At 64.8% G+C, this 21,873-nt stretch carries 16 protein-coding genes; 6 read left to right on the top strand and 10 right to left on the bottom strand.

The genetic code is table 11. The annotated features are described in order from the left end of the window. Positions 1 to 33: 33 nt before the first annotated feature. The 4 genes from Q7C30_RS14655 to Q7C30_RS14640 all read right to left on the bottom strand — a co-directional run bounded on the left by Q7C30_RS14655 (position 34) and on the right by Q7C30_RS14640 (position 4,400). On the bottom strand, positions 34 to 1,356 hold the full coding sequence (locus Q7C30_RS14655; RefSeq protein ID WP_317871911.1) for a cytochrome c: 1,323 nt from the start codon (positions 1,354 to 1,356) through the stop codon (positions 34 to 36). An 11-nt stretch (positions 1,357 to 1,367) separates the two neighbouring features. Then, complete coding sequence (locus Q7C30_RS14650) at positions 1,368 to 3,137, bottom strand: GMC family oxidoreductase (protein WP_295481810.1); 1,770 nt, start codon at positions 3,135 to 3,137, stop codon at positions 1,368 to 1,370. Between the two features lie 37 nt (positions 3,138 to 3,174). Beyond that, entirely contained in the window at positions 3,175 to 3,894 is a 720-nt protein-coding gene (locus Q7C30_RS14645; protein ID WP_317871910.1) for a gluconate 2-dehydrogenase subunit 3 family protein, read from the bottom strand. Positions 3,895 to 4,094: 200 nt separating this feature from the next. After that, positions 4,095 to 4,400: a DUF6482 family protein gene (locus Q7C30_RS14640; protein WP_029613572.1), complete on the bottom strand. Its 306-nt coding sequence runs from the start codon at positions 4,398 to 4,400 to the stop codon at positions 4,095 to 4,097. Positions 4,401 to 4,520: 120 nt separating this feature from the next. Between Q7C30_RS14640 and Q7C30_RS14635 the strand changes: the two genes are divergently transcribed. The 4 genes from Q7C30_RS14635 (at position 4,521) to Q7C30_RS14620 (ending at position 9,267) form a co-directional block, all read left to right on the top strand. Then, a complete protein-coding gene (locus tag Q7C30_RS14635; protein WP_317871909.1) occupies positions 4,521 to 5,291 on the top strand; it encodes an SDR family NAD(P)-dependent oxidoreductase in 771 nt (256 codons plus the stop codon). Positions 5,292 to 5,466: 175 nt separating this feature from the next. Next, positions 5,467 to 6,717 (top strand): MFS transporter, encoded by a 1,251-nt coding sequence (locus tag Q7C30_RS14630; protein WP_317871908.1) that lies wholly within the window; start codon positions 5,467 to 5,469, stop codon positions 6,715 to 6,717. A 7-nt stretch (positions 6,718 to 6,724) separates the two neighbouring features. Then, positions 6,725 to 7,978, top strand: a complete 1,254-nt coding sequence (locus Q7C30_RS14625; protein WP_317871907.1) for an arsenic transporter — start codon at positions 6,725 to 6,727, stop codon at positions 7,976 to 7,978. Between the two features lie 104 nt (positions 7,979 to 8,082). Continuing rightward, positions 8,083 to 9,267 carry an MFS transporter gene (locus tag Q7C30_RS14620; protein WP_317871906.1) on the top strand — a complete coding sequence of 395 codons (1,185 nt, stop codon included), beginning with the start codon at positions 8,083 to 8,085 and terminating at the stop codon, positions 9,265 to 9,267. Positions 9,268 to 9,277: 10 nt separating this feature from the next. Here Q7C30_RS14620 and Q7C30_RS14615 read toward each other — a convergent pair whose 3' ends face one another. The 3 genes from Q7C30_RS14615 to Q7C30_RS14605 all read right to left on the bottom strand — a co-directional run bounded on the left by Q7C30_RS14615 (position 9,278) and on the right by Q7C30_RS14605 (position 12,721). Beyond that, on the bottom strand, positions 9,278 to 10,222 hold the full coding sequence (locus tag Q7C30_RS14615; protein ID WP_317871905.1) for a LysR family transcriptional regulator: 945 nt from the start codon (positions 10,220 to 10,222) through the stop codon (positions 9,278 to 9,280). A gap of 33 nt (positions 10,223 to 10,255) precedes the next feature. Then, positions 10,256 to 12,109 carry an ABC transporter ATP-binding protein gene (locus Q7C30_RS14610; RefSeq protein ID WP_317871904.1) on the bottom strand — a complete coding sequence of 618 codons (1,854 nt, stop codon included), beginning with the start codon at positions 12,107 to 12,109 and terminating at the stop codon, positions 10,256 to 10,258. Positions 12,110 to 12,193: 84 nt separating this feature from the next. Then, positions 12,194 to 12,721: a hypothetical protein gene (locus Q7C30_RS14605; RefSeq protein WP_317871903.1), complete on the bottom strand. Its 528-nt coding sequence runs from the start codon at positions 12,719 to 12,721 to the stop codon at positions 12,194 to 12,196. A gap of 175 nt (positions 12,722 to 12,896) precedes the next feature. On the opposite strand from Q7C30_RS14605, the gene Q7C30_RS14600 reads away from it, so the two are divergent. Then, entirely contained in the window at positions 12,897 to 13,754 is an 858-nt protein-coding gene (locus tag Q7C30_RS14600; RefSeq protein WP_317871902.1) for an SDR family oxidoreductase, read from the top strand. 67 nt (positions 13,755 to 13,821) lie between these two features. On the opposite strand, the gene nfuA is transcribed toward Q7C30_RS14600, so the two are convergent. The 3 genes from nfuA to Q7C30_RS14585 all read right to left on the bottom strand — a co-directional run bounded on the left by nfuA (position 13,822) and on the right by Q7C30_RS14585 (position 17,904). Next, entirely contained in the window at positions 13,822 to 14,406 is a 585-nt protein-coding gene (nfuA, locus tag Q7C30_RS14595; protein ID WP_029613566.1) for a Fe-S biogenesis protein NfuA, read from the bottom strand. A gap of 59 nt (positions 14,407 to 14,465) precedes the next feature. Beyond that, positions 14,466 to 15,491, bottom strand: a complete 1,026-nt coding sequence (locus Q7C30_RS14590; protein WP_029613565.1) for an acyltransferase — start codon at positions 15,489 to 15,491, stop codon at positions 14,466 to 14,468. Between the two features lie 112 nt (positions 15,492 to 15,603). Then, the gene (locus tag Q7C30_RS14585) at positions 15,604 to 17,904 is read right to left on the bottom strand and encodes a fatty acid cis/trans isomerase (protein WP_116888425.1); all 2,301 of its coding nucleotides are present in this window, start codon (positions 17,902 to 17,904) and stop codon (positions 15,604 to 15,606) included. Positions 17,905 to 18,077: 173 nt separating this feature from the next. On the opposite strand from Q7C30_RS14585, the gene metH reads away from it, so the two are divergent. Further along, positions 18,078 to 21,785, top strand: coding sequence for a methionine synthase (gene metH, locus Q7C30_RS14580; RefSeq protein WP_317871901.1), 3,708 nt, complete (start codon positions 18,078 to 18,080; stop codon positions 21,783 to 21,785). Positions 21,786 to 21,873: the final 88 nt, after the last annotated feature.

Below are 21,873 nucleotides of genomic sequence, written 5' to 3'. Positions count from 1 at the left end.
CAACGATTGCCGGGGCTGCCCATCCCTACTGCATCATGGCTTCGCGCTGATGGCCTGGCGGATTTCACGCACCTCATCAGCGCTGACCGCCGCCGCTTGGTTGGACCAGCCCTGACGCAGGAACGACGCCAACTCCGCCACCTCCTGGTCGTCGAGTCGCTCGGCGAAGCCTGGCATCGGCAGCACCGAAGGCGCTCGGGCGGTCGAAGGGGTGCTGGCGCCTTGAAGAATGACCTGGATCAGCGCCTGCGGGCTTTGGGCATTCACCACGGTGGCGCCGTCCAGACGCGGGAACACCTGCTCGGCACCTCGGCCGGAGACGAAGTGGCAGGCGTTGCAGTTGTCCAGGTAAAGGCGCTCGCCCAGGGTCAGATCCTTGGCCGCCGTGAGCTTGGCCGCCGTCTGTGCACTGCGCGCCTCATTGTCCTGCCCAGATGCGGTGTCAGTCGGCGCCAGCGACTTGAGGTACGCCGCCATGGCCTGCAGGTCGGTGTCGCTCATGTGCGAGGTGCTGTGCAGGATGACGTCGGTCATTTCGCCGGCCACCGCGGCCTTGGCATTGCGCCCGGTGCCCAGGTAGTCGACCAGTTCCTGCGTGCTCCAGTGCGGCAGGCCGCGCAACGCTGGCACATTCCAGCCGTTGAGCTGGGTGCCGGAGAGGTACACAGGTGAGCGTTCGTCCAAGGCCTTTTCCTGAAGGGTCAGCGCACGCGGCGTGTGGCAGGAACCGCAGTGGCCCAGTCCCTGCACCAGGTAAGCACCGCGGGCGATGTCGCGCGGTTCGCTAACCGGCGTTTCAGGCGTCGGCGCGGGTGCGAACAGTGCACGCCAATAGGCCAGAGGCCAACGGATCGACAGCGGCCAGGGCACAGCGTTGGCCTTGTTGGCCTGCTCGACCGCTGGCACGCCTTGCATGAAGTAGGCATAGAGCGCCTGCGTGTCGGCATCGGTGATCCTGGCGTAAGACGGATACGGCATGGCCGGGTACAGCGCACTGCCGTCGTGACCGACACCGCGACGCAACGCGCGCTCGAACTCACCGTAGGTCCAGTCACCGATCCCGGTACGCTTGTCTGGCGTGATGTTGGTCGAGTACAGCGTACCGATCGGCGACGCGATACCCAGCCCTCCAGCGAAGGCTTTGCCGCCCTCGCGGGCCGTGTGGCAGGCCACGCAGTCGCCGACCCTGGCCAGGTAGGCGCCCTGCTCGATCAGCTCAGGCGTGACGGCCACGTTCATCTGCGCCTGGGCATCGCCCACACGGTTCAGCCAGACGGCCAGCAGCCAGGCCAGGCATGCCGCCACCAGGACCAGCACCAGCAACTTGAGCAGCCACGAGCGCTTGCGGTGTTTCATCGCTGCCCCCCTCATGCCTGCACCAACGGGCCGGGGTTCTTCAAGTACTGATCCTTGATGGCCTGGGCCGAAAACAGCGTCAACGCCCCGATCAGCGCCGTCGGATTGGCCTGGAAGTTCTGCGGGAAGGCATTGCCGCCAGGCACGAACACGTTGTGCACGTCCCAACTCTGCAGATAGCGGTTCAGCGCGCTGGTGCGTGGCGAGTCGCCCATCACCGCACCGCCGACGTTGTGGGTGGAGACGTACTTGGTGATGTCCCAGTGGTCATCCATGCCGAGGAAGTTCTCGCTGTAGCTGTCAGGTCCCAATTCGCGGGTGATGTCGCGAACGATGCCGCGCAGGTACTGCTGCAACTTCAGCTCGTTGGGCTTCCAGTCGAAGGTGATACGCAGCAGCGGCTGACCCCAAGGGTCTTTGTAGGTCGGGTCGAGGTCGACGTAGTGGCCTCGGTAGGACATGCAGCCGGTGGAAATGCTGACCTTCATCGAGTGCCCGTACCAGTCCTGCATGCCTTCCTTCCAGGCCTGCCCCCACTGCGGCGTGCCGGCCGGCAGCGCGGTGCCGATCGGCGCACCGGTGGCTTGGGAACTGTGGATCTTGGCGCCGCCGATGATGCCCAGGCCCGGCCCGTCGAAGTTGCCCGGAGAGATGTCGTTGAACATCTGCCCGGTGGCCCCGGCGGTGGCGAAGGGGTTGAAGCGCCGGCCTTTGAAGAACAAGGTGGTGTCGCCGACGCTGAGGTACGCATAGTTACGACCTATGACGCCTTCGCCGCTGATCGGATCATAGGGCTTGCCGATACCCGACAGCAGCATCAGCCGCACATTGACGAACTGGAACGCGGCCAACACCACGATCCGCGCAGGCTGGAACACTTCATTGCCTTGGCCGTCGATGTAAGTGATGCCACGGGCCGTCTTGCCATCAGGGTGCAGTTCGACCCGCAGTACATTGGCGTTGACCCGGTAATCGAAATTGTCCATGCGCTTGAGTGCATCGAGCACGGCGGTCTGCGGCGAGGCCTTGGAGTAGTTCAGGCACGGGTACTTGCTGCAGAACCCGCAGTAATTGCATGGCGCGATCTGATTGCCGTAGGGGTTCTTCCAGGCCCGCGAGACATTGGCCGACGGGTTGGGGAATGGGTGGTAACCCAACGTGCGCGCCGCTTGGGCGAACATCGTGTTGTTCAGCGTGTCCTCGAGCGCCGGCAGTGGAAAAGGACTGGAGCGCGGTCCCTCGAACGGGTCGCCGCCGACCATGATCTGCCCGCCGAGGTTGCCGGTGTTGCCCGACAGGCCACAGATCTTGTCGAAACGGTCGAGGAACGGCTCGATCTCTTCCCAGGTGAAGGGGTAATCCTGGATCTGCATGTCGGCGGGCAGCACACCTGGAGCGTAGGCTTGATCGGCGTAGGTCTTGAGCTTGAGGTCGGTCGGCGTGGGTCGGATCAGCACGCCAGTCCAGTGCAGACCAGAGCCGCCGACCCCAGTGCCCGGCACGAAAGCGCCCCACTGGCGGGTGGGCAACGCGGTGCCTTGCAGGTTGTGGCGCACCGTCAGCGCGCCATCCTTGGGTGCGAGCATGATCTTGTTGCGCACCCCATAGGCATACTGATCGGCCGGCTTGGGATAGCTGAAATCGGCATTGCGGCGGTCCTCGCCACGCTCGAAGGCGCGTACCTTGAGGCCGGCCTGGGCCAGTTCGATGCTCATCAGCGAGCCGGTCCAGCCCAGGCCGACCACAGCCACGTCGACTTCGTCATTGGTTAGCGTTGCCATGCACACCCCTTGCTTGCGAAAACGTCGGAAACCCAGCTCATGCCCGCTCTCCCGTCAGGCTCACCGGCCCGAGCGGGTAGACCACTTCGTGCTGCGCCACCCACTCCAGATAGCTGGCCCGCGCGCCTGGGAATCCGATGGCGACCCAGGCTTTCATGCCCTTGTTGCCGCCATAGATCGGGTCGGCCAGCCAGCCCTGGCGGGTCAGGTTGAGCAGCTCGTTGAAGAACAACGTGCTGCTCATCAACGGCTCGCCGTGCTCGGCGAAGTCGATCTCGCCCGCCTGCAGGCGATGCAACGTCTGCTCCTGCGCGCCCAGCGACAACAGCGCAAAGGGATGGCCATAGTTCACCAGCGAAGCGTGCTCCACGGCAGAAATGCCTTTGTGGAAAATCTCCTGCAGGGTGTAGGGCAACTGATAGCCTAACGTCGCCGGCGCCTGGGGCTCGAAGGGGCCTTGCAGGTAGACCTCGCTGCCCAGGCCCGCTGCCAGTTGCTGGTCGATGAAGATCGGTACATTGGTTTCCAATGCGCCGGGACCACGGCCGTCGGCGGGGATCAGGCGGTCGCAGGCAGCCAGCAGAAAGGTCCACTCACTGCGGCTGAAAAAGGTCGGGGAATAGCGCTCAAGGCTCGGCGCGATCATCTCGGCGGCCAGCGCCGCGCTCAGGCCCTTGACGGTGACGCCTAGCGCCGGCAAGGCGATCAAGGACGACAGCAGGAACTTGCGGCGTGAAGATTGTTTGGCTGACAACATTGGTTTCCACCTGTGACCAAGCACTCAGCATCGCTGTGCCGGCCTGCTCCAAGCAGGGGCACGAAAACGAATTGCAGCGTGCAGGCGTTGGATAACGCGCGGCAGGGATACAGGCCCTGGCGCGTCGAGTTACAAAATGTTACCCAAAGTGGACCCGCTTACGTGCGACATCGTTCCGCCAAGCTGTCAGCCATTTGCCATCACCACGGACGATCCATCGACAGCGGCACCCGCAGCGGCGCCAGCGGGCCGTCGCGCAAGCCGCACATTTCGTCGTGAACCACGTGTTGCACCAGCCAGCACGGCAGCGTCGGGGTATCGGCCAGCACCTGGCGTACTTCGGTGGTAGAGCGCAGGCGCATCACCTCGCCGTGTTCGTCGTGCAGCGACAGCGGGCCGTCGCCGGTGAACGCACGCAGCACGTAGAAGCCGCCTTCCAGGGACAGCACTTCCAGTTCGTTGATGCGGCCGGCCGCGGCCATCTCGTTCAGTTGCTGAATGTTCATGGGACCTCGCACGCCTATCGGTCTAGGATGATCAGCGTGCAAAGTTGTACACGCTTGATTATTTGTACAAGCTCAGCCCGATTAATTCCCAAAATCTCATGAGATCGACAGGAGTCGAAGATGGCATTGATTGCAGAGCTGCCAGGTCCAGGTCAGGTGCTGGTCTGCGGCGCTAGTCGCGGCATCGGTCTCGCGCTGTGCCAACGCCTGCTGGCACGCAGCGATGTCGAACGGGTATTCGCGGTATCGCGTCGAGCCTCCGCCAGCCAGGCGCTTCAGACGCTGGCGCAACAACACCCTGGCCGCCTGGTGCTGCTGGACTGCGATGCCCGTGACGAGTCGGCACTGGCCGACCTGGCCAGCGCCCTGCGCCAGCAGTGCAGCCATCTGCACCTGGTGCTGTGCACCCTGGGCGTCCTGCATGAGGCGCCGGCCCGGCCCGAAAAGTCACTGGCGCAGTTGGACCTGGCTAGCCTGCAGGCGGCGTTTCTCAGCAACAGCTTCGCGCCGATCCTGTTGCTCAAGCACCTCGCGCCACTGCTGCGCAAGCATCCGGCCACCTTTGCCGCACTCTCGGCGCGGGTCGGCTCCATCGGCGACAATCACCTCGGCGGTTGGTACAGCTACCGGGCCAGCAAGGCGGCGCTGAATCAACTGCTGCGCACCGCGAGCATCGAGTTGCGGCGACTGAATCCGCTGTCGACGGTGCTGATGCTGCACCCCGGCACCACCGACACCGACCTGTCCCAGCCCTTCCAAGCCAATGTGCCGGCAGAGCGACTGTTCGAACCGGCCTTCACGGCCGAGCGCCTGCTGGACCTGGTCGCCCGTCACGGCCCTGCGCACAACGGTGCGTTCCTGGCCTGGGACGGGCAGCCGATCGAGTGGTGAGCGGGCCTGGAACCTATCGCCTGACGCCACAGTCATTGTGCTCAGAGACTGCCTGATCAGGAGCCGACGGCCACCCCACTCATCGACCACCTGGGTTCACTTCGTTTGCACCGACTCACGGCGCCGCCGCTCGCGCGGCCCGTGTCCTGCTCTTGGGCCTCATCGAGATGCCATCTTGGACAACCACATCCCTCTCGCTTCGCACCAACGCGGCCTGGACTGGCTGAACTTCTTCCTCGCCGATGTCCGTGACGGCCTGGGCCCCTACCTGGCGATTTACCTGCTGGCCGTGCACCAATGGCAGCCTGCGAGCATCGGCCTGGTGATGAGCCTGGCCGGGATCGCCGCGCTGGTGGCGCAGACCCCAGCCGGAGCGCTGATCGACCGCACCCCGGCCAAACGGGCGGTGGTGGTGATCGCGGCCCTGCTGGTGACCGGCAGTTGCCTGCTGCTGCCGCTGATGGCCTCGTTCAGCCTGGTGGCCCTGACCCAGACCATCAGCGCCCTGGCCGGCTCGGTGTTCGCACCGGCCATCGCTGCCATTTCTCTGGGCATCACCGGGCCCAAGGCATTCACCCGGCGCATGGGGCGCAACGAATCGTTCAACCATGCCGGCAACGCCTTCTCGGCGCTGCTGGCGGGGGGGCTGGCCTATCTGTACGGGCCGGTGGTGGTGTTCTACCTGATGGCAGTGATGACGGTGGCCAGTGTCATCGCCGTGAGCCGCATTCCGGCAGCGGCGATCGATCACCAGGTGGCGCGGGGGTTGGGCCACGGGCCAGCCGGGGACGCTGCGCCCGCCGGCTTCAAGCTGCTCTTGCACAACCGTACCCTGCTGCTGTTCGCCGTGTGCTGCGCGTTGTTCCACCTGGCCAACGCAGCCATGCTGCCGCTGGTGAGCCAGAAGCTGTCGCAGGTGGACCTGCGCCTGGCCACGCCCTTGACCTCGGCCTGCATCGTCGCCGCACAACTGGTGATGGTGCCGATGGCGCTGCTGGTGGGCGCCAAGGCCGAGCACTGGGGACGCAAGCCATTTCTGCTAGTGGGCTTCCTGATTCTGCCGCTGCGCGGTGCGCTGTACGTGGTCTCGGACAATCCGTTCTGGCTGGTCGGGGTGCAACTGCTCGACGGCATTGGTGCCGGGATTTTCGGCGCGCTGTTCCCGATCATCGTCAAGGACCTGACCGAGGGCACCGGCCGCTTCAACGTCAGCCTCGGCGCCTTGACCGCGATCTTTGGCCTGGGCGCAGCGTTGAGCCCCGGCATCGCTGGCCTGGTGGTGCAGTCCTCAGGCTATGATGCGGCCTTTCTGACCCTGGCCGGAATCGCCGCCGTGGCCTTCGTGCTGGTGCTGGTGGCCCTGCCGGAAACCCACCCCCGTTCGAGCGATACGCCGACGGTCATGCCGACCCCCGCTGGAAACTGAACGACCGATGAGTTTTTCTACAAGCACCTTGATCATCTGGACGGTGGCCGCGCTGGCCACCGGCGGCGTCATCCTGCGCCCATGGCGCATCCCCGAATACGTCTGGGCACTGGGCGGTGCGCTGCTGCTGACCGTGCTGGGGCTGATTCCGCTACCCGCCGCGCTGCACGCCGTAGCCGAAGGTGGCGACGTCTATCTGTTCCTCATCGGCATGATGGTGTTGGCCGAACTGGCGCGCCAGGAAGGGCTGTTCGACTGGTTGGCCCGCTATGCCGTGGTGCACGCGCGCGGCTCGGGCCAGCGCCTGTTCGACCTGGTGTTCCTGGTCGGCACCCTGGTCACCGTGTTCCTGTCCAACGACGCCACCGCCGTGGTGCTCACCCCTGCCGTGTATGCAGCGTGCAAGGCAGCGAAAGCCAATCCCCTGCCCTACCTGTTCATCTGCGCGTTCATCGCCAACGCCGCCAGTTTCGTGCTGCCGATCTCCAACCCGGCCAACCTGGTGGTGTTCGGCAGCCAGATGCCGCCGCTGCTGGACTGGTTGCGTCAGTTCAGCCTGCCGTCATTGGCGGCCATCGTGCTGACTTACCTGGCCCTGCGCCTGACCCAGCGCCGGCAGATCAGCCAGCCACTGGCGCTGAGCATCGACCCGCAACCGCTGTCGCGGGGCGCGCGCCTGTGCGCGCTCGGCATCGTGCTGACGGGCGCGCTGCTGTTGTTGGCTTCAGCCCTGGATACACCGCTGGGCCTGCCGACGTTCTGTGCCGGGGTGGCGACCACCGCCCTGATCCACCTGAGCCAGCGGCGCAGCCCGATGCCGGTACTGCGGCATGTGGCCTGGGGCGTCCTGCCTCTGGTGGCGGGCTTGTTCGTGCTGGTCGAAGCCGTGGCCCAGACCGGCGTGATCCGTCAGTTGGCCCAGTCCTTGGCGGCGCTGGCTCACGACGCACCGACCCAGGCAAGTTGGGCCGCCGGCATTGGCGTGGCAATCGCCAGCAACCTGATGAACAACCTGCCCACCGGGCTGATCGCCGGCTCCATGGGGCACCTTGCCGAACTGCCGGTGCAGACCACCGCAGCGCTGCTGATTGGCGTGGACCTGGGGCCGAACCTGTCGATCACCGGCTCGCTGGCCACCCTGCTGTGGCTGGTCGCCATTCGCCGTGAAGGCGAACAGGTCGGCGCCTGGCAGTTCCTGCGCCTGGGCATGGTAGTCATGCCGCCAGCACTGCTGGCGGCACTGCTGGCACTGACGTTGTAGCGAGGGCTAATTAGTGAATTCAGTTCATCAGTTCCGGGAATTAATGCCAGAAAAGGGAAATGGATTAACGAATAGACTGATCGGCCTTTACATAGAGCCCGATCATGTCCGTCTACCAAACGCCCCCTCTGGCAGCACCCTCCACGCAGAAGACCGGGATCAGCATCGCGATCCTGGCCTTCTCGGCTTTTCTGATTGTCACCACTGAATTCCTCATCGTCGGCTTGCTGCCGCAGATCGCGCGCGATCTGGATCTGTCGGTTTCAGCCGCCGGGCAACTGGTCACCCTGTTCGCCTTCACCGTCATGCTGCTCGGTCCGCCCCTGACCGCCGCGCTCTCCCACCTCGACCGCAAGCGCCTGTTCATCGCGATCCTGTGCCTGTTCGCGGCGACCAACGCCTTGGCCGCCGTGGCGCAAAACTTCACCGTGCTGGCCATCGCCCGCATCGTGCCGGCCATGGCGCTGCCGGTGTTCTGGGGCACGGCGAGCGAAACCGCCGGGCATCTGGCCGGAAAACAGCACGCCGGGCGCGCGGTTGCCAGGGTATACCTGGGCATCTCGGCGGCCATGCTGCTGGGCATTCCGCTGGGCACGGTCGCCTCCACGCTGATCGGCTGGCGCGGGGCGTTCTGGGTGCTGGCCGGGCTGTCGTTGCTGATGGCCGTGGCCCTGTGGTGGCTGATGCCCCAGGTCGCCCGCACGGCGAAACTGGACCTGCGCCAGCAGGCGACGATCTTCAAGGACGCCTATTTCGTGGGCAATGTGCTGCTGTCGGTGGTGGTTTTCACGGCGATGTTCATCGGCTACACCTACCTGGCCGATCTACTGGAGCGCGTGGCTGGCGTGCCGCCCGCGCAGGTCGGCTGGTGGTTGATGGGCTTCGGTGCGGTGGGGCTGATCGGCAACTGGATCGGCGGCAAGCTCGTCGATCGCTCGCCGCTCAATGCCACACGGCTGTTCCTGATCCTGCTGGCGCTGGGCATGGCAGCGTTGGTTCCCGTCGCCCACTCCACCGTGCTGCTGTGCGCCGTGCTGGGGCTGTGGGGCATCGCCAACACCGCGCTGTACCCCATCTGTCAGGTGCGGGTGATGGCGTGCGTGTCGCAGGCCAAGGCCCTGGCGGGCACCAGCAACGTGTCGGCGGCCAATGCCGGCATCGGCCTGGGCGCAATCATCGGCGGGCTGACCCTGACGCACCTGGGCACCGACTACCTGGGCTACGTGGCCGCCTGCGTCGCGCTGCTGGCCTTGGTGCTGTTGGCGGTGGTTCGGCGGCTCGCGCCCTGACCGGCAGCGCTCATTGTGCCGTATCAGGCGGCGCAGGCCGTCTACCGTGGGCGCACAGGCGCGGCGCCAGGTAGTCGAGCAGGGCGCGGACCTTGGGCAGGTTTTCCCGGCTTTTCAACCAGACCAGGTTGATCGGCAAGCCATCGGTGGACAGTTCAGGCAACACCTCCACCACGCTGCCTTGCTCCATGTGCCGTTGGGTCAGCCAGGTGGGCAACTGGGCGATGCCGAGCCCCGCCAGCACGGCCGCCACCTCGCCTTCGCCATCGCCGACGGCGATGCGCGAAGGCATGCTGCGTCGTTCGATGTCCCCGGCCTCGCGGCCCTTGAGGTACCAGGGCCCGACACCGCCATCACGCTGGCCATAGACCACGCAGGCATGGTCGTGCAATTGGGCCTGGTCGCGGGGCTCGCCATGGCGTTGCAGATACCGGGGTGCGGCGCAGAACACCAGGCGCTGCGCACCGAGGAACTGGTGCCCGAGGCTGGCTGGCCAGGCATCGGGACCACCGATACGCACCACGATGTCGATGCCTTCGGCCACCGGATCGACGAAACGGTCGGTGAAGGACACATGCGGATCGACCTTGGGAAACAGGTGCAGAAAATCCAGGATCAGCGGCAGCACGTGCAGGCGTCCGAAAGACGCCGGCAAGTCGATGCGTACCCTACCCTGCGGCGTTTCGCTGTCGTTGAGCAACGCCGACTCCACGTCCTCCAGCTCGGCCAACACGCGGGTGCAGGTGCGCTGGAAGGTCACCCCGGCCTCAGTCAGTGCCAGGGTGCGGGTGGTCCGCTCGAACAACCGCACGCCCAACCGTGCCTCCAGGCGCGCCACGCTCTTGCTGACCGCCGAGGCGGTGAGGTTCAAGCGCTCTGCCGCCGCAGTGAAGCTGGCGCACTCGGCCACCGCGACGAACACGTCGAGGCCTTTGAGCCGCTCAGAGGTGTGCATGGGCAGGTCCTTGCGTAGACGACCGGCTCTGGCTCATTCGGCGGCCTCCAGCACACCCTGGTCTTCGCCGAGGAAGCCTCCGCTCTGATGCTGCCAAAGCCGGGCGTAGGTGCCGTTGCGCGCCAGCAGCTCGGCATGGGTGCCCTGCTCGATGATGCGCCCTTCGTCCATCACGATCAGCCGGTCCATCGCAGCGATGGTCGACAAGCGGTGGGCGATGGCGATCACTGTCTTGCCCTGCATCATCTCGTCGAGGCTTTCCTGGATGGCCACTTCCACCTCCGAGTCCAGCGCGCTGGTGGCTTCGTCGAGCAGCAGGATCGGCGCGTTCTTGAGCATGACCCGCGCGATCGCCACGCGCTGGCGCTGGCCGCCGGAGAGCTTGATGCCACGCTCGCCGACCAGGGTGTCGTAGCCGGTATGGCCCTGGCGGTCGCTGAGCTGGCGGATGAAGTCATCGGCCTGGGCGTCGACGGCGGCCTGGCGAATCTGCGCCTCGGTGGCGTCAGGCCGGCCGTAGGCGATGTTGTCGCGAATCGAGCGGTGCAACAGCGAGGTGTCCTGGGTGACCATGCCGATGGCACTGCGCAAGCTGTCCTGGGTGACCTGGGCGATATCCTGGCCGTCGATGCGGATCTGTCCTCGGTCGACGTCGTGGAACCGCAGCAGCAGGTTGATCAAGGTCGACTTGCCGGCCCCGGAGCGGCCCACCAGGCCGATCTTCTCGCCGGCCTGGATCTCCAGGCTCAGGCCATCGAGCACCTGACGTTCGCCGTTGTAGTTGAAGTGCACGTTGTCGAAGCTCACGGCTCCGCCCTGGGTCTGCAGCACACCGGCACCGGGCGCGTCCTGCACCTTGGGACCGGTGGCCAGGGTGGCCATGCCGTCCTGCACGGTGCCGATGCTCTCGAACAGCGAGGTCATCTGCCACATGATCCAGTGCGACATGCCATTGATGCGCAGCGCCATGGCGGTGATCGCTGCCACCGCACCGGCGCCAACCTGGCCCTGGTGCCAGAGCCACAGGGCATAGCCGCCAGCACTCAAGATCAAACCGACCACCAGCGCCTGATTGGCGATCTCGAACTGGCTGACCAGGCGCATCTGTCGGAAACCGGTGTGCTTGAAGTCTTCCATCGCCGCCCGGGCGAAATGCGCCTCGCGCTTGGAATGGGAGAACAGCTTGACCGTGGTGATGTTGGTGTAGGCGTCCGACACCCGCCCGGTCATGGACGAGCGGGCGTTGGCCTGCTCCTGCCCCACTTTGCCCAGGCGCGGCACGAAGTACAGCATGGTCAGTCCGAACAGCAGCAACCAGGCCACGAACGGCAGCATCAGCTTGGGCGCGAAGCCGCCCGCCAAGGCGATGATCGCCACGAAGTACACCCCGATACCCGGCAGGATCTCGATCAAGGTGAACAGCACCTCGCGCACCGCCAGGGCGGTCTGCATCACCTTGGTGGTTACCCGCCCGGAGAATTCATCGGAAAAGAACGACAGACTCTGGCGAAGCATCAGACGGTGGAAATCCCACCGCAGGCGCAGAGGCAAATTGATCGCCAGGACCTGGTGCTGGACCATGGTGCGTGCGGCCACCAGCGCGATGCTGATCACCAATACGGCGCCAACGCCCCACAGCACGCGAGTCTCCTCGGCGGTTACGGCTTCGCCGACCTGCCATTTGGCCAGCAGGTCCACCACTTGTCCGAGAAAGGCGAACAGCCAGGCTTCATACACCGACACCGCGGCGCTCAGCAGTGCCAGGGCGACGATGTAGCCGCGCGCGCCGCGGGTGCAGGCCCACATGAAGCGCGCCAGCCCCATGGGCGGTGGCGGGGCCTCGTCGGGCGGGAAAGGGTCAAGCCAGCGTTCGAGTACACGCAGCATGAAGGTCTCCAGACACAGGAAAAGGAAGGGATTCTGCCAGATGGACGGCCGTGCTGACTGTAAGTGAAATGTGAAGGCGGTCCGTCAACCCAGCTGAATGAACAGCGCGTAACCGCCCAAAATCACCCAGAACGCCAGGAAGATCCACGGCGTGCGCAGGGAAAACAGCAGCGACTTGCGATGCGACGCCCGTGAGGTCTCGGCCTCGGCGAACAGCGGCGACTCGTCGTAGGCCAGGCCCATCAGCGGTTCGCTGCGCAGTAGATTGCTCTGCTTGAGCTGCCAGTGGTCGATGATCTTGTAGGCGGCATGGATCCCCGGCCAGGCGTTGAGCGAACTGAGCACGCCCAGCAGCGCCAGGAAGGGCGGCACCAGCAACGTGAACATCTGCCCCCAGCGCTCGTTGAGGTTGCTCATGGCAGAGACGAAGGCGATGACCAGGAAGGATTGCGCGGTGAGGTAGGCGTCGGTGCGGTTGGCCAGGATGGTGGTCTCGTACTGGATTTCCCGGCGATAGAAATCCAGGCGCTCTTTCGGCGAGCCGAACATCCGTGCTTCGCGCTCGCTGGAGATTTCATGCTCGGGGGTGGCGGGGGTGATGATGCGTGGCACGCGATCGCTCCTGATCGTTGTGTGACTCGATAGAGGATAGAGACAGGCGCGCGAGAAAGATTCAGATCAATCGCCCGCCGACCGTCTGTCGTGGCAGGCGTAGATCCGTTCCAACCCTGAGCACTGGCTCGCTTCATAGGCAAAGAGACCTTTTCCTTCAGCAGGAGTGACCGCCATGCGCAACTTCCCCACCCCACCGTTCGCCTCGCAGCCGCAGACCGTGCCCGGCAGCCAGAAGATCATGGACCCCGTACCCGATTGCGGCGAACAGTCATACACCGGCAGCGGTCGGCTGACGGGTAAGAAGGCGCTGATAACCGGGGGTGACAGCGGCATCGGCCGGGCGGTGGCCATCGCCTATGCCCGCGAGGGCGCCGATGTGGCCATTGCCTACCTTAACGAGCACGAAGACGCCAAGGACACCGCCAAATGGGTGGAGGCCGAAGGTCGTCAGTGCCTGTTGCTGGCGGGCGATCTGGCGCAGAAACAGCACTGCCACGACATCGTCAGCAAAACCGTCGGGCAGTTCGGGCGCATCGACATTCTGGTCAACAACGCGGCGTTCCAGATGTCGCATGAAACCCTCGACGAAATCGACGACGAGGAGTGGGTGAAGACGTTCGACATCAACATCACCGCCATCTTCCGCATCTGCAAGGCGGCGCTGCCGTCCATGCCGCGCGGCAGTTCGATCATCAACACCAGTTCGGTGAACTCCGACGACCCGTCGCCAAGCCTACTGGCCTATGCCACCACCAAAGGCGCCATCGCCAATTTCAGTGCGGGGCTGGCGCAGATGCTCGGCCCGCAGGGCATCCGGGTCAACAGCGTGGCGCCAGGCCCGATCTGGACACCCTTGATCCCCGCGACCATGCCGGATGAGGCGGTGCGCAACTTCGGCTCGAAAACGCCGCTGGGACGGCCGGGACAGCCGGTAGAGGTGGCGCCGATCTATGTGCTGCTGGGCTCGGACGAGAGCAGCTACATTTCCGGGTCGCGCTATGCGGTGACCGGCGGCAAGCCGATCCTGTGAGGGCTTTGCACTGAATGCGATTGGGGCCGCACAATGCGGCCCCAATGCGTCACGCCTTCCACTGGACTCAGTAGTAGGCGTTCTCTTTCTGACTGTGGTCAGTCACATCGCGTACGCCTTTCAGCTCCGGCACGCGCTCGAGCAGCGTGCGCTCGATACCGTCCTTGAGCGTCACGTCGGCCTGGCCGCAGCCCTGGCAACCGCCGCCGAATTGCAACACGGCGATACCGTCCTCGACCACGTCGATCAGGCTCACCTGCCCCCCGTGGCTGGCCAGCCCCGGATTGATCTCGGTCTGCAGGTAGTAGTTGATGCGCTCGTTGAGCGGGCTGTCTTCGTTGACCATCGGCACCTTGGCGTTTGGCGCCTTGATGGTCAGTTGCCCGCCCATGCGATCGGTGGCGTAGTCCACCAGCGCGTCTTCGAGAAACGGCTCGCTGACGGCATCGATGTAAGCGGTGAAGCTCTTCAGACCCACGGCGGTGTCGTCAGGCTTCTCTTCGCCCGGCTTGCAATACGCGATGCAGGTCTCGGCGTACTGGGTGCCCGGCTGGGTGATGAAGACGCGGATGCCGATCCCGGGCGTGTTCTGCTTGGAAAGCAGATCGGCCAGATAATCATGGGCGGCGTCGGTAATGGTTATAGCGCTCATGGAAGTTCCTCACAGACTTGCCGTGCAGTGTACGCCAAAGCCCGGCATCGGACAAAGTCCTAGTATTTGACTCGGGATAGCGCCGGTGCAGCCTGGTTCGTGGCGAACTGCGCCTTCAATCGCCGGTACAGGCCGCACTCCAGCCACTGGTAACTGAACCACGACAGCAAGCCGATGGCCGGCACGCAGACGGCGAACACCAGGTACGGGTTCAGCGCCAGGCGCTGGCTGACGAACCAGCCGGCCCAGAGCACCAGCACGTGGATCAGGTACACCGAGTAGGAACAATCGCCCAGCGCCTTGAGCACCCGGTTACCGCGAAAGTACGGCTCCAGGGCGATGAACGCCAGCACCACCATGGCACTGGGCAAGCCCCAGTGCAGCAGGCGTTGCGAGGCGTCGAGCCGATACAACGCGAAGCCGGCCGCCACCAGCACCGCCAAAGGCAGCCAGAGTCCCTCGCGAATCAAACCACGGCGGTACAGCACACCCAGCCCGATCCCCAGCACGAACTCGTAGATGATGTCGTTGTTGTAGAAGCGGCTGAGCACGCCGAGACGGCCGAGCACTTCACTGACCAGCAGCAACGCAGCGGTGACCAGAATCAGGTGATGGCGCTGGCGCACCAGAAAGGCCAGGCCGAACAGCAGGTAGAAGAACATCTCGAAGTTCAGCGTCCAGCCGACGTTGAGCGTTGGATAGAGGCCATAGCCACCGGGGTTTTCGGACGGCACGAACAACAGCGACAGCAGCAGATGCTGCCAGTCGAACACCTGATGCGGCATCCAGCGGCTGGCCGCCAGCAGCATCACGGCCATGAGCAAGGTGTAGAACCAGTAGGCCGGGACGATGCGCAGCACGCGGTTGAGGAGGAATTCGCGGGGCGCGATGTCTTTGTCGCGGGTCGAGAGGTAGATCACCAGACCACTGATGACGAAGAAGATGTCCACGCCCACCGCACCGCGCTCGGCGAGCAGGCGGCCCACGGGGCCGTCGGCATGGAAGTCGAAGAAGATCTGCATGAAGTGGTGGCAGACCACCACCCAGGCGGCGAACGCGCGCAGCGCCTGAAGCGAATACAGCATGGGTTGTCCTGCGATTGTCGGTGCATTCAGGCCCGGCCGTGGCAGCGCGCTGAGCTGCTGCCACGGCCGGGCCACCCACCTGTCCGACCACAGTCGACCCGGAAAGGTCCGATCAGAGGTTCTCGTAGCGGTTCATGTCCAGTACCCCGGCTTCGACCGGATCGGTTTCCTCGATGAAGGTGCTCAGGTCATGAAAGTACTGCCAGAACTGCGGATGGCTGCGGCGAATGCCCCAGCGCTCGACGATGCGCTCGAACTTGCCGGTGTCGTCGCGCGCCGCTTCCATGGCGTCAACGAATGCCGCCACCTCACTGGCCGGAATGTTGAACATGAAGTTGGGGTAACTGCTCAGCACGCCCGGGTACAGGGTCAAGGTATCCAGACCCGGCTGGTAGCGGTAGGCCTCGCCGAGCAGGAACGCGACATTGCTGTGGGCGCGGTTGCGCAGCAGGCTGTAGACCTGGCGCTGACCGCCCTGCCCTTCGATGCGCAGCAAGGTCGCCTCGGGCAGTTGGCCGATCACCTTGAGCCCGGCCGCCGGACGCGACACCAGGCGGCTGAGCGACTGCTCGACGTCACGGAACTGCGCGTTCATCTGCGGCCGCGAGCAATAGGCCCCGGTGCAGCGGTTGATCGGGTCGGGGGCCGCGTTGAGGCTGGCGGTGCGTTGCAGCAGCTTGAGGCCGAAATCGCGTTCGGCGTGGTGCTTGTCCAATTGCAGCCCGCTGGGCGTGTCGGTGTCGATGTCGGTGTAATCCAGCCACATCTTCACCTTGCCGCTGTTCTGGTACCAATCGTCGAGGATCGCCCCGCGCTTCTCGGCGGGCATCAGGCGCAGGAAATTGACCTCGGCGCCATTGCGGATCAGGTCGAAGTACAGGCGCGTCTGCAACTGGTGCGAAACGTTGCCGAACACGTCGAAGTTGACCGCCAACTGGTAATAGGTGCGCTCGAGCAGCGGGTAGTCGAACAGCCACATGGTGGTCGGCACATCGCCGATCAGGCCCTTGCTCACCGAGGCGCTGTCGAAGTGGCGGAAGATGCTCAGCAAGGCGTTGTCATTGCCGGCCCACAGCGTCGACCAACTCGGTGGCGGCATTTCGGCATAGGCCTCGCGGCGCAGGGTTTCGTAGTCGTTGCGCTTGTTGCGGTAAGCGCGCCACAGGCTCAACACGCTGCCGACGTCGTCGATCTGTCCAGGCATGGCCAGCAGCGGTGTCGCCTGGCCACGGTACACCGCGTCGGTGACGTAGCGGTCGTGGGCCGGCTCCTGGAACAGCGCCCAGAAGTTGTCGCGGATCACGTCGGTGGCGATCTGCCCACGGCAGACCGGGCCGCGGATGAAGGTGCGCACGAAGTATTCGGCGTTGTCGAGCATGAATTGGTAGCGCGCCACCGCTGGGATCGCTTCGAAGGTCTCGAACGGATTGGCGCGGCGCTGCGGGCCATAGCCTGGCAACGAAGTGGTCTGCCAATCACCGCTGTAGAACAGCTGCTTGACGCGCTTGAGCTTCTGCGGACCCATCGGGTAGGTGATGTGGGTCTTGTGCACGATCACGCCCTGCACCGGCATCAATCGGTAGTAGAAATCGCTACCCGGCGGATCGTTGGGCCGCCGCGTGGCGATCAGGTCCACCGGCTGGCCACTGGGCGTGCGCGAACGCACCCACTGGAAGAAGTGACCCGGCTCGCCGCCGGTGAAATAGATGTGCGCCAGGAACAGGTGCTCGTACAGCCAGCGACCGACCAGCGCTTCGCTGGCGCCTGGGCGGTTGAGCAGTGCCTCCCACTCGGCGATCTGGCTGGCCTCGCTGGCGCTTGGCTGGATCGGCTGGTACTCCACCGGCGCGCCGGCGGCGAGCCAGCGCTGCAGGGTCTGGTGTTCCTGATCGGTGAGCCCGGTGACCGCCAACGGCATGCCCTCCTTGGGATGGGCGCCAGCGTAGGCGTCGAACTCGTGGGGCAGCGGACACATGTTGTTGCGCTCCAGGCCCAGGACGATCTCGTCCGGCAACTTGGCATTGGGCGTGAGTGGGGTCTTGTGGCCCAGCTCGAGCATCCGCGCCATCAGCGCCGCCTGGCTGCCCTGGGCGTCGAGCACCGAGTAGAAACCCTTCTTGCGCCAGGCCTCTTCACCCTGGGCGTCGTAGAACAACCGCGTGGTCGGCACCGCCTCGCTGCGCTCGCCCTGGTACACCGGCACCTTCGAGGCGCCGCGCTGCACGCCCTCGGCGCTGCCCAGATTGAGCTGGCAGGCGGCATCGTTGCAGGCGTGGCAAGCCACGCACTTCTGGGTAAAGATCGGCTGGATGTCCCGGGTGTAGGAAATGCTCGGGCTCGATTGAGGGGCTTGGGCCCATGCGGCGCCACCGAGCAGCAAGGCAAAGGAAGCGGCGATAAAACGTTGCACCATGTGCGCAGTGTCCTGGTTCTTGAGAGCTGTCACGATTGTCTGTGTTTCCAACGGGTCTGCGCCTGGCATCGCCAACATGAATCAAATTCATGCAATTGGCCGATGCACCTAAAATCCGTGCAGCTTTGTTATTATCCCGCACTTCCGATCTTCGTCCGACCAGGTTAGTTCTCATGCCCGACCGCAGCGCTCGTCTCCAAGCACTTCAGCACGCACTGAAGGAGCGTATCCTGATTCTGGACGGCGGTATGGGTACCATGATCCAGAGCTATCGTCTGGAGGAAAAGGACTATCGTGGCACGCGCTTCGCCGATTGGCCAAGCGATGTTAAGGGCAACAACGACCTGCTGCTGCTGACCCAGCCCCAGGTGATCGCCGCCATCGAGAAGGCGTACCTGGACGCCGGCGCCGATATTCTCGAGACCAACACCTTCAACGCCACCCAGGTGTCCCAGGCCGACTACGGCATGGAAGCGCTGGTCTACGAGCTCAACGTCGAAGGCGCGCGCATCGCCCGCCAGGTGGCGGACGCCAAGACCCTGGAAACCCCGGACCGCCCACGTTTCGTCGCGGGCGTGCTCGGCCCCACCAGCCGCACCTGCTCGATTTCCCCGGACGTCAACGACCCAGGCTATCGCAACGTCACCTTCGACGAACTGGTGCTCAACTACACCGAGGCCACCCGCGGTCTGATCGAAGGCGGCGCGGACCTGATCCTGATCGAAACCATCTTCGACACGCTCAACGCCAAGGCCGCGATCTTCGCCGTGCAGCAGGTGTTCGAGGAAGATCGGGTCGAATTGCCGATCATGATCTCCGGCACCATCACCGACGCCTCCGGCCGCACCCTGTCCGGGCAGACCACCGAAGCCTTCTGGAACTCGGTACGCCACGCCAAGCCTATTTCGGTAGGCCTGAACTGCGCACTCGGCGCCAAGGACCTGCGCCCCTATCTGGAAGAGCTCTCGGCCAAGGCCGACACCCAGGTGTCCGCCCACCCCAACGCCGGCCTGCCCAACGCCTTCGGCGAGTACGACGAAACCCCGGCGGAAATGGCGGCGGTGGTCGAGGAGTTCGCCGCCAGTGGCTTCCTCAATATCATCGGCGGCTGCTGCGGCACCACCCCAGGCCATATCCAGGCCATCGCCGAGGCCGTGGCCAAGTACCCGCCACGGGCCATCCCTGACATTCCCAAGGCCTGCCGGCTGTCGGGCCTGGAACCGTTCACCATCGATCGCCAGTCGCTGTTCGTCAACGTCGGCGAGCGCACGAACATCACTGGTTCCGCCAAGTTCGCCCGGCTGATCCGCGAAGAGAACTACACCGAAGCCCTGGAAGTGGCGCTGCAGCAGGTCGAGGCCGGCGCCCAGGTGATCGACATCAACATGGACGAAGGGATGCTCGACTCCCAGGCGGCCATGGTGCGCTTCCTCAACCTGATCGCCGGCGAGCCGGACATCTCCCGCGTGCCGATCATGATCGACTCCTCGAAGTGGGAGGTGATCGAAGCGGGCCTGAAGTGCATCCAGGGCAAGGGTATCGTCAACTCGATCTCGATGAAGGAAGGCGTCGAGCAATTCAAGCATCACGCCAACTTGTGCAAACGCTACGGCGCCGCCGTGGTGGTGATGGCCTTCGACGAGGTCGGCCAGGCCGACACCGCCGCGCGCAAGCGGGAAATCTGCCAGCGCAGCTACGACATCCTGGTCAACGAGGTGGGCTTCCCGCCCGAAGACATCATCTTCGACCCGAACATCTTCGCCGTCGCCACCGGCATCGAGGAACACAACAACTACGCCGTGGACTTCATCGAAGCCTGCGCCTACATCCGCGACCACCTGCCCCACGCGCTGAGTTCGGGCGGCGTGTCCAACGTGTCGTTCTCCTTCCGTGGCAACAACCCGGTACGCGAAGCGATCCACTCGGTGTTCCTCTACCACGCCATTCAGAACGGTCTGACCATGGGCATCGTCAACGCCGGTCAACTGGAGATCTACGACGAGATCCCCGCCGCGCTGCGCGAGAAGGTCGAGGACGTGGTGCTCAATCGCACCCCCGAGGGCACCGACGCCCTGCTGGCCATCGCCGACGACTACAAAGGCGGCGGCGCCACCAAGGAAGTGGAAAACGAAGAGTGGCGCTCGATGCCGGTGGACAAGCGCCTGGAACACGCGCTGGTCAAGGGCATCACCGCCTACATCGTCGAAGACACCGAGGAATGCCGGCAGTTGGCCACGCGGCCGATCGAGGTCATCGAAGGACCGCTGATGAGCGGCATGAACGTGGTCGGCGATCTGTTCGGCGCCGGCAAGATGTTCCTGCCGCAAGTGGTCAAGTCGGCGCGGGTGATGAAGCAGGCGGTGGCGCACCTGATTCCGTTCATCGAAGCCGAAAAAGGCGACAAGCCCGAGGCCAAGGGCAAGATCCTCATGGCCACGGTCAAGGGTGACGTGCACGACATCGGCAAGAACATCGTCGGTGTGGTGCTCGGCTGCAACGGCTATGACATCGTCGACCTGGGCGTGATGGTGCCGGCCGAGAAGATCCTGCAGACCGCCCGCGAGCAGAAGTGCGACATCATCGGTTTGTCCGGCCTGATCACCCCGTCGCTCGACGAAATGGTCCACGTAGCCCGCGAAATGCAGCGCCAGGACTTCCACCTGCCGCTGATGATCGGCGGCGCCACCACCTCCAAAGCCCACACGGCGGTGAAGATCGAGCCCAAGTACGCCAACGACGCGGTGATCTACGTCACCGACGCCTCGCGCGCCGTGGGCGTGGCCACCCAGTTGCTGTCCAAGGAGCTCAAGGGCGCCTTCGTCGACAAGACCCGTCAGGAATACGTGGAAGTGCGGGAGCGCACCGCCAACCGCAGCGCCCGCACCGAACGCCTGAGCTACGACCAGGCCATCGCCGCCAAGCCCCACTACGACTGGGCCGCCTACCAGCCGGCAGTCCCTACCTTCACCGGCGTCAAGGTGCTGGAAGACATCGACCTGCGCGAACTGGCCGAGTACATCGACTGGACGCCGTTCTTCATTTCCTGGGACCTGGCGGGCAAGTTCCCGCGCATCCTCACCGACGAGGTGGTCGGCGAAGCCGCCACGGCGCTGTACCAGGACGCCCGCGACATGCTCGAGAAGCTGATCAGCGAACAACTGATCAGCGCCCGTGCGGTGTTCGGCTTCTGGCCGGCCAACCAGGTCGAGCACGATGACATCGAGGTGTACGGCGACCACGGCCAGACCCTGGCCACCCTGCACCACCTGCGCCAACAGACCATCAAGCCCGACGGCAAGCCGAACTGGTCGCTGGCCGACTTCGTCGCGCCGAAGGACAGCGGCGTCACCGACTATGTCGGTGGCTTCATCACCACCGCCGGCATCGGCGCCGAGGAAGTGGCCAAGGCCTATCAAGACAAGGGCGACGACTACAGCTCGATCATGGTCAAGGCCCTGGCCGACCGCCTGGCCGAGGCCTGCGCCGAATGGCTGCACGCCCGGGTGCGCAAGCAGTACTGGGGCTACGCCCAGGACGAGCAACTGGACAACGAGGCGCTGATCAAGGAGCAGTACAGCGGTATCCGCCCGGCCCCGGGCTACCCCGCCTGCCCGGACCACACCGAGAAGGCCACGCTGTTCCGCCTGCTCGACGGCACCGCCATCGGCGAAACCGGCCCCAGCGGCGTGTTCCTCACCGAGCACTTCGCCATGTTCCCGGCGGCCGCCGTCAGCGGCTGGTATTTCGCCCACCCGCAGGCGCAGTACTTCGCGGTCGGCAAGGTGGAAAAGGACCAGATCGAGCGCTACAGCGCTCGCAAAGGCCAGGACATCAGCGTCAGCGAACGCTGGCTGGCACCGAACCTGGGCTACGAGGCCTGATCCTGTAGGCACAGCGGTTCGCGGTTCACCGCTCACCGCTTGCCGCTTGCCGCTTGCCGCTACCACCCTCCTAAATTCCTTCCGCGCA

This window comes from Pseudomonas sp. RAC1 (genome assembly GCF_030658255.1).
GTDB lineage: Bacteria > Pseudomonadota > Gammaproteobacteria > Pseudomonadales > Pseudomonadaceae > Aquipseudomonas > Aquipseudomonas boreofloridensis.
Note: the sequence above shows the minus strand (reverse complement) of the source record. Positions and strands in the feature narration are given on the sequence as shown.

What these genes read in the sequence shown, in the direction of transcription:
- Q7C30_RS14655 (WP_317871911.1), bottom strand. Translation starts at nt 1,356, where the DNA reads ATGAAACACCGCAAGCGCTCGTGGCTGCTCAAGTTGCTGGTGCTGGTC.
- Q7C30_RS14625 (WP_317871907.1), top strand. Translation starts at nt 6,725, where the DNA reads ATGAGTTTTTCTACAAGCACCTTGATCATCTGGACGGTGGCCGCGCTG.
- Q7C30_RS14645 (WP_317871910.1), bottom strand. Translation starts at nt 3,894, where the DNA reads ATGTTGTCAGCCAAACAATCTTCACGCCGCAAGTTCCTGCTGTCGTCC.
- metH (WP_317871901.1), top strand. Translation starts at nt 18,078, where the DNA reads ATGCCCGACCGCAGCGCTCGTCTCCAAGCACTTCAGCACGCACTGAAG.
- Q7C30_RS14635 (WP_317871909.1), top strand. Translation starts at nt 4,521, where the DNA reads ATGGCATTGATTGCAGAGCTGCCAGGTCCAGGTCAGGTGCTGGTCTGC.
- Q7C30_RS14585 (WP_116888425.1), bottom strand. Translation starts at nt 17,904, where the DNA reads ATGGTGCAACGTTTTATCGCCGCTTCCTTTGCCTTGCTGCTCGGTGGC.
- Q7C30_RS14590 (WP_029613565.1), bottom strand. Translation starts at nt 15,491, where the DNA reads ATGCTGTATTCGCTTCAGGCGCTGCGCGCGTTCGCCGCCTGGGTGGTG.
- Q7C30_RS14610 (WP_317871904.1), bottom strand. Translation starts at nt 12,109, where the DNA reads ATGCTGCGTGTACTCGAACGCTGGCTTGACCCTTTCCCGCCCGACGAG.
- Q7C30_RS14650 (WP_295481810.1), bottom strand. Translation starts at nt 3,137, where the DNA reads ATGGCAACGCTAACCAATGACGAAGTCGACGTGGCTGTGGTCGGCCTG.
- Q7C30_RS14640 (WP_029613572.1), bottom strand. Translation starts at nt 4,400, where the DNA reads ATGAACATTCAGCAACTGAACGAGATGGCCGCGGCCGGCCGCATCAAC.
- Q7C30_RS14600 (WP_317871902.1), top strand. Translation starts at nt 12,897, where the DNA reads ATGCGCAACTTCCCCACCCCACCGTTCGCCTCGCAGCCGCAGACCGTG.
- nfuA (WP_029613566.1), bottom strand. Translation starts at nt 14,406, where the DNA reads ATGAGCGCTATAACCATTACCGACGCCGCCCATGATTATCTGGCCGAT.
- Q7C30_RS14615 (WP_317871905.1), bottom strand. Translation starts at nt 10,222, where the DNA reads ATGCACACCTCTGAGCGGCTCAAAGGCCTCGACGTGTTCGTCGCGGTG.
- Q7C30_RS14620 (WP_317871906.1), top strand. Translation starts at nt 8,083, where the DNA reads ATGTCCGTCTACCAAACGCCCCCTCTGGCAGCACCCTCCACGCAGAAG.